Origin of the sequence: Duncaniella sp. (genome assembly GCF_029056165.1) — a bacterium.
Classification (GTDB): Bacteria; Bacteroidota; Bacteroidia; order Bacteroidales; family Muribaculaceae; genus Duncaniella.
Genome location: NZ_JAIDBW010000033.1, coordinates 1 through 8,345, shown reverse-complemented (window position 1 = coordinate 8,345; position 8,345 = coordinate 1). Strand labels below are relative to the sequence as shown.

Below are 8,345 nucleotides of genomic sequence, written 5' to 3'. Positions count from 1 at the left end.
AGTGCGATCCATACTGCATTGTTGAAGCCGTTCGCATTGTTCTTGGATTCTTTGGCAGAGAGATTTAATGTTCAGCTCTATATTTCCACTCATAGTAAAGAGTGTATTGATGCATTTTCTGCTGTGCCGGATAATCGTCTTATGGCCTATCATCTTTTCCGTGATGAGAATGGTAAAGTTGATTATAAGTTTATAGAAGGAAAACGTTTGCGTGAATTGGTGGCAAGCATAAATATTGATATACGATAATGAAGATACTCATTACTCTATGTGAAGGTCCGCATGATGTGGCGTTTTTATATCGGATATTATTGACCGATGGATTTGTGAACAGTAAACTGAAGTTAAGTGAGTATCCGAAACCACTTGATGAATATCTTTCAAAACAAGCGATAGGTGAAAAGATTTCAGAACGAAAGCTGGAGGACGTTCGTGAACGTCTTCTGCCTTCTGATGTTCTGGTCCGTGGCGAAGATGAATTGGTTTTATTGTATGCTATCGGTGGTGATGGGAAGAAAAAACTGCGTTCACAGTTGATAAAGGATATCCGTTCAATGGCTGCTTTGACAGATCCAAGAGCTTTCATGCCTACTTCTGCCGGGGATAAATATGCTGTGTTCTATCTTTTTGACGCTGATGATAGAGGAATTGATAAGCGTGTTGATGAAATAGGGGCAGAACTGAGTAATATTTTATCTGTTGATGTAAAATTGACAGGTAATGGAAGCAAGTGTACGATTGAAAATATTGATTATGGTGCATATATCTTTGCTCGTCCTGATGCCAATTATGGTAAGTTGGAAGACATATTGATTCCTTTGATGCAAAAAGGAAACGAAGAAGTATTTGACAAAGCAGAAAGTTACTTGAGCACATATCATAAACCCGAACGCTTGAATAGATTGACAATAGAAAGGAATGATAAGGGTGAGCTTGTCGAAAAGCGTAAGTCGAAAAAAGGTTCGAAATTCGATATTCAAAAATCGAAAATAGGAGTGGCAGGCCAACTTCAAAATTCTGGTGCGACAAATTCCGTTTGTATAAAACACTCTGATTATCTTACATTTTCGAAAATTCGGGAGGATAAGTCCTGTCAGGAAATAATATCGGTATTTGGAATCCTGTTGAGTTAGGTATAACGTTTGATTTGATCTTATTATTGCCCTCACATTTGTATTTGTCGCTTATCTACTGTTAGGTGCTTTTAGGAGGAAGGTAAATTGTTTTTATAAATGTTATCTTTCCTCTTGTATATTAGCGAATTATGTTGTAGATTTGCATTGTATAAAACGTAAGTGACCACCTATCTGGACTATTATTTTACAATAAGTCAAAATTACACTGTCTTTATTTCATTATCAATAAATTTAATACCAATCATTCAAATTTTTACTCATGACAAAAAGAATCTGGAACGTTGTCCTCGTTCTTGCCTGTCTGTTGGGTTTCCAATCGGCACGCGCTGAGTTCAAGGACATCAAGGTAGATTTGACGAACGGTAATCTTCTGACGGAAGATGAGATCTCGTCTAAGTCATCCACGACTTTTGGTGTAGCCGTCGGTGCTGATGGCTCTGTGAGCCGCGTAGCAGCTGATGATGCTGGCGCAGCTATCGTTCTTACAGGAAAGTATCATTCCGACGAGCACGGTTGGGGAAACTTCTCCTCGACTGTTGCAGTTGACGGTCCTGTACGGGTGACTATGGGCTCTTGTGCTTGGGGCGGTGACGTGACCGTCAAGAATGCAGCAGGCGAGACTGTCGCTACTTTCAACACTAACATTGGTGCATGTTTCCACAATGACAAAGAAGCCAATGTCGTTTCTGCTATCTACAAAGGCGATGCAACTACTCTCACGATTGCCGGTGGTGCCTACACTCCTTACATCGCTGTCGAGGCAGTCGATCCCTCCACGCTTGCCGAGGATGTCGAAGTGTCGTTCGGTTTCGGTGAATATGCTGATGCCGGTATTCTTCCCGCCTCTGAAAAGGTCGAGGTCGGCAAGACTTTCACCATTCCTGCCAATTTCACCATTTATCAGGAAGGCAAAACCCTCGTAGGTTGGACTGACGGCAGCAAGAACTATGAACTTGGCGAAGTGGTGACCGTGACCGCACCCCTCGCTCTCACTCCGGTTTTCGTTAACAATACTGTAAGCCTCGCTGATCGTGCGGATGCTGTCACCCTCCGTTGGGATTTCCAGCGTCAGAACGGAGCACCGACTGTAGGTTTTCAGAATGTGACTGGTTTCTGGGTTACTCAGGCTAAGATCGGAACTGAAGTGATCGATGTCAAGCTTGATTTCGACACCAATAATGGTGGTAAGATTGCAAACGGTAACTGGAATGACTGGGCGCAGATGAATGGCGGAACGACATTCAAAGTACCCTCATGCAAAGGCGCGGTGGTTTCGGTTGAGGCATATAGTGCTCCCACGACAACCACTGTCGATGGTATCGCTATCGGCGATGGTACTAACTCGCCCGCTTTCACCTGTCAGGGTAAGGCTGATTTCGTTGATCTCGTGATCGGCGACGGTTCTTATTACCGTTACGTTCAGGTGGTGCTTCCTTTCGTACCTAAAGATCTCTCCGGCTCAACTTTCGCTGATCAGGAGGCTTCAGTTGTATGGGCATTCAACTCTTCTGACTTCATGGAGAATGTCGTTGTTTCTCCCGAAGGAACTTTCTCGATTGCCAATTTCGACATAGGTGACTGTAACTTCAAGAAGGTGATCAGCACAACTATGTGCCCCGACATCCAGTTTGTTGATATCGCTTCCGGAAATGGAGCTTCCGATATCATCAAATGGACAGTCAAACCCGTCAAGGGCCTTACGTTCACCCCCGTAAGCGTAAGTTTCTATGTAGGTCGTGACGGCACTGACGGTTCCGGCAATGATGTCACTGTCCGTGGTTCTGTCACAGGCGGAGAGGCTGTTGAATTTGCAGCGATTACTCCTCATCGTAATAATAAGACTCAGGCTGATGATGCGCGTGGCGGTCTCGATTCATATACCGTCAAGTTTGAATACACCCTTACCGCCGAGCAGCAGAAGGCTCTCACTTCAGGCGAAGGTTTCAACCTTATTATGAACAATGGTTATGCCACCAACAAGGGTCTCCTTGTTTCTGACGTGCACATCAACGGTATCCTTAACGGTACTGTCGAGGAGGTTGAGAAATTCACTCTCACACTTGGCCAGAACATCGAGGCTGCCGGTAAGGTGACCGCCTATCCCGCAGCAGATGAATATGAGATGGGCACTGAGGTTACTCTCACTGCCGCACGCAACTTCGGCTATAAGTTCATCAACTGGACTGATGCCGCAGGTAAGGAGCTTTCGAGCGAAGCTTCGTTCACTTTCGTTGTCAATGCCAACGCTGAAATCACTGCTAACTTCGAGCAGCTCCGTACTTTCGCCCTTGATTATAATGTAGAAGGTGGTGCTAACAGCTACATGGTCACTCCGACCCCCGCTCCGACTGTGGTTGATGGAAAGAACATGTATGAAGAGGGTACTACCGTAACTCTCGTTGCAAGCAGCAACCCGATCCTTACCTTCACAAATTGGAACGACGGTCAGTCGTCAAGCGAAATCCAGTTTGTGATGGATGCTGACAAGTCATTCACCGCTGTTTATTCAGCAGTCGATTACGTCGTTGGCTGGGACTTCATCCGCTCAGGTAACAATGGTCGTGTGGCAGACTTCGCTTCAGCCGACAATGATGCTGCAGCTCTCGTGCTCCGCAATGCCGAGGGTGATTCTCAGGGCTGGCTCGACAAGAGCGAGGCTTCCGGTGGCTACGAAGGCCGTCCCGGTGGCGTGAACTGGCGCACTTCCGGTCTCGGTGACTATTACTGGCAGACAGTTGTCAACGCCGAGGCGTTCACCGATCTCAAGGTGATTACTGCAATGGTTTATAATTACAATGCTTACCAGACCTACAACGTTGAGTATTCTCTCGACGGTGAAAACTGGAAGACTATCGGAAGCATCAACATGCCGGGTGCAAAGCACTGGACCGACGGTGAGTTTACTATTCCGGCTGATGCCAATAACCAGAAAAGCGTCTATCTCCGCTGGGTCGCAGACAAGTCATCGACTGTTGACGGTACTAAGTCAGACAATGACGGTGCCTGCATCGGTGCTACCTACATTCTCGGCACTACCAAGCTTATCGACGACGGTACTGCGCCCGTACTCGTATCGTTCATCCCTGAAGAGGGTTCTTCGACTGCCTCTATCAACGGTAAGGTCGTTCTCACATTCGATGAGAAGGTTAAGGTTAAGGATGGAGTGAAGGCTACCATAGGTGACCTCGAACTCACTCCCTCCGTTTCCGGCAAGACAGTTCTTTTCCAGTACAAGAACCTTGCTTATGCTACCAAATACACCTTCACTCTCCCCGCCAACAGTGTGATGGACCTTACTGACAACGCTATCAAGGACGCGATCACCATCAACTTTACAACAAAGACCCGTCCCGCCGTTGCCAAGACTCTCTTTGATGCCGAAGTAAGCACTGTCGATGAACTCGTGGCCGCTCTCAAGGCTGCCGGTTCACGTGACGACAAGAGCAAGCGTTTCCGCATCTTCATCCACGATGGTTTCTACCGTATGCCCGCAAGTGCAACCGCCACCAAGACCGGTAGCGACGGCAATGCATACCCCGATCCCACCACTTATGTGAACACTCCCAACATTTCTTTCATCGGTGAAAGCATGGACGGTGTTGTCATCACCAACACAGTTCCTTCAGGTGAAGGCAATAACGGCTTCGGTACTGCAAACCTCCTCGAAGGTATCGGTAAGGGCGATGTGCTCCGTCTCGATAAGGGTGCGACCAACACCTATTTCCAGAATCTTACTTTGAAGAGCTCTATGGGTGATAACCGTGGTCGTGACATCGTGCTCAACGACGGCTCAAACAAGACCATGATGAAGGATGTCTGCCTCTGGGCTTATCAGGACACCTACGTTTCCAACAATGAGGGCGGCCGCTTCTACTTTGAAGGCGGTATGCTCCGTGGCCGTACAGACTTCCTCTGCGGTAAGGGCGACGTTTATTACAACGCCGTTACTCTCCAGATGTGTGAAAAGGGTGGCTATCTCGCCGTTCCGTCTGTACCCAAGAAATACGGTTATGTATTCAAGGATTGTGAGATCGTAGGTGAGAAAGATGAGATTGACGGTAACTATACCCTCGGTCGTCCTTGGGGTAGTGGTACTCCGATCGCTGTCTATATTGACACCAAGATGACCGTCAAGCCCTCTGCAATCGGCTGGAATGAGATGAGTGGCGGTTGGCCCGCACGTTTTGCCGAGTACAACTCCATGACTTCTACCGGCACTGTAATTGATCTCAGCCAGCGCAAGAAGACCTTTGGCGACAATCATGAGAACAATCCCGTCCTCACCAAGGAAGAGGCAGATGGCTTCACTTACGAGGCTGTGATGGGTGGTGACGATGATTGGGATCCCGCAAGCTTTACAGAGCAGGCTCCCGCTCCCGCCAATGTGGCTCTCAACGGCAACATCATCACTTGGGACAATAGCGACTACGTTTCTTGCTGGGCCGTATGCCGCAACGGTAAGGTGATCGGCTTTACTCTCGAACCTCAGTTTGATATCACTGAGAGCCGCGCCGACGATGCTATCTACTCCGTACGTGCTGCCAATGAGATGGGCGGTCTCGGTGAGGCTGTTTCCGTAGGCGGTTCCACTTCCGGTATCGATGCTGTCGCAGCCGGTGAGGAAGTCGTTTCCACCGTGTTCTACAATCTTCAGGGTATGCGTGTCGGTTCTGATGCCAAGGGTATTCTCATCAAGGTCGATACCCTCGCTTCCGGCCGCACGGTTACTACCAAGGTTGTCGTGAAGTAAGCATGATCTGACACAGAATAATCATCTATCTGCCATAAGCACCCGCCGTGATCATCTCCGGCGGGTGCTTTGTGTTTTCCGTGGAGCTGAGTCAGCATCCAATCCGTACATACACTTTGGACATTTGGCGGATTTTAACTACATTTGCCACCTGAAACACTGAAACTTATTATGAACTTCAAATCATTATTCGGACTTTCAATGTGCGCGATGATTGTCAGCGCATGTTCCATCGACACTCAGCCTAATTATTTTGTGACCGTTGATCTCCCTGCCGATCGTAACAACACTATGGCCTACCTTCTTAGCTGGGATGATGGCGCGAAAATTGATTCAGCTCTCGTGACCGGTGGACAGGCTAAATTTTCAGGTCATACCGGCGATCCTTTTATCGGTCGTCTGGTTGTCGATGGTGCGCGTGGCCCTATCTTTATTGTTGAGCAGGGCGAAGTCAACATCTCTCCCGAAGGTAAGGTGTCGGGTACTCCGCTCAATGATAAGCTGACTTCCGATAAGGTCCGTATGAACGAACTTGAAACAGAATTCGGCAAACTGAATACCGCTGACTCCATCCAGTCCGTGCAGAGCGAGAAACTGAAGAATGCCTACGATTCCATTCCGGTAAGAGCTTATAACGAGAACAAGGGCAACACCCTCGGACTTTACTGGTTTCTTCAGCTTGCCTATGAGATGGATCTTGCCCATATTGACGCTGCGCTTGCAGCCGACAAATCCCTTGCATCCTCGCAGCGTGTCAAGAAGCTCCGTGAAGCACGTCTCGCTCTTGCCGAGACAAACGAAGGCAAGCACTATAAGGATTTCACGGTGACATACGATGGCAAGGCGGAAAAATTCAGTGACTATGTTAAGCCGGGCCGCTATACCCTCGTCGATTTTTGGGCGAGCTGGTGCGGTCCTTGCATCCGTCAGACCAAGGTCATCAAGGAACTCTACAACCGTTACAAGGATAGTGGGCTTGATGTCGTAGGTGTAGCCGTATGGGATGAACCCGCCAATACGCTTAAAGCCATCAAGAGTCATGGTCTCGATTGGCCATGTATCATAAATGCTCAGAATGTCCCGACCGATCTCTATGGCATTTCTGGAATACCGTGCATCATCCTTATAAATCCTGACGGTATCATCGTGTCGCGCGACAAGCAGGATCAGGCTCTTATTGATGACGTTGATAAGGCGATGGCTGACTATGCTGCTTCGCAGGAATTTACCGTCCCGTCTGAGAATACTGTTTCAGTGACACCTGCCGCTGCCGCTCCTAAGCATGCTGCGACGGATACCGCAACCGTCACCACCACCGATAACAGTGTTATTTTCTAAAGTAACTATAAAAATATATCGTTTTTCTTATGACAGAAAGAGACCTGAAGGATCTTCTTGATACAGAGGCGGCGAGGATCAACTCGCCGTCTTTCATTGGCGATGACCCGGTGCAGTTTCCACATCGTTTCACCGATCTGCGCGACATAGAGCTTGCATCGCTGCTCACTTCCGGAATTGCTTGGGGCAACCGTAAGATGATCTGCCGAGATTGTGACCGTCTCCTTGCACTTATGGACAACCGACCGTTTGATTATATGATGGATAAGGGCTACGAGGATCTGCCCGATGGCCAGAATATCCATCGTACATTCTTCACTCAGCATCTCAAGCACTATCTTCGCGGACTCCGTGCCATCTACTCGCGTCACGGTTCACTTCAGGAGTTTGGACGCAGTGAACATATCGCCGAGTCAGATGCCCCTGCATGGAAGCTTGTCGAGGGAATTAACCGCGTATTGGCGGAGACAGATCCTGAACACAACGACCTTGCATCGCGCTGTCTCCCGCAGAACCTATCGACCACGGCTCTCAAACGTGTCAACATGGCTCTGCGCTGGCTCGTTCGTAACGACGGTATTGTTGATCTCGGTGTGTGGGATGTGATCAAGCCCTCGCAACTCTACATCCCGCTTGATGTCCACGTAGGCGATATCTCCCGCGAACTCGGACTACTCACACGCAAGGCCAATGACCGTCGTTCGGTCGATGAGGTCACCGCCCACCTCCGCCGCTTCAATCCCGCCGACCCCACCATCTACGACTTCGCCCTCTTCGGCATCGGCATGAACCTTTGATCGGCAGTTGGCATCAGTATAAATATCCGTTGTTTAGATGGTATGATGACTGATGACAGGTCAGTTTGTTTGATGAGAGTGTGATCTGGGATTAGGCTTGTTTCGTGAAAATACGATTGGAGTGAGGTCTTATTTAATCATCCCAATAAGATAAAAATTTGCCACGTAAGTGAAATGGTGCTTACGTGGCAAGTTTTTTATAGTAGGAATTTGCTGTTCTATCGGCTTGATGAATCAAAATTACCGGCCGGAGGAGGTGATTTCTTCGCGGAGACGGTTGTTGAACTCCTTCTGGGCGTTGAGGTCCTCAAGTGTGAGGTGCAT

At 48.3% G+C, this 8,345-nt stretch carries 5 protein-coding genes; all 5 read left to right on the top strand.

From position 1 onward, the window contains the following. On the top strand, positions 1–249 hold a 249-nt coding region (locus tag K2G41_RS06855), incomplete at its 5' end, for a hypothetical protein (protein WP_300116707.1). Continuing rightward, positions 249–1,133, top strand: a complete 885-nt coding sequence (locus K2G41_RS06850) for a DUF3226 domain-containing protein (RefSeq protein WP_300116706.1) — start codon at positions 249–251, stop codon at positions 1,131–1,133. The genes K2G41_RS06855 and K2G41_RS06850, both read left to right, overlap by 1 nt. Before the next feature lie 262 nt (positions 1,134–1,395). Beyond that, positions 1,396–5,886 carry an Ig-like domain-containing protein gene (locus tag K2G41_RS06845; RefSeq protein ID WP_300116705.1) on the top strand — a complete coding sequence of 1,497 codons (4,491 nt, stop codon included), beginning with the start codon at positions 1,396–1,398 and terminating at the stop codon, positions 5,884–5,886. Positions 5,887–6,057: 171 nt separating this feature from the next. Then, positions 6,058–7,224, top strand: coding sequence for a TlpA disulfide reductase family protein (locus tag K2G41_RS06840; RefSeq protein ID WP_300116704.1), 1,167 nt, complete (start codon positions 6,058–6,060; stop codon positions 7,222–7,224). Between the two features lie 29 nt (positions 7,225–7,253). Next, the gene (locus K2G41_RS06835) at positions 7,254–8,021 is read left to right on the top strand and encodes a TIGR02757 family protein (protein ID WP_300116703.1); all 768 of its coding nucleotides are present in this window, start codon (positions 7,254–7,256) and stop codon (positions 8,019–8,021) included. Positions 8,022–8,345 lie beyond the last annotated feature (324 nt).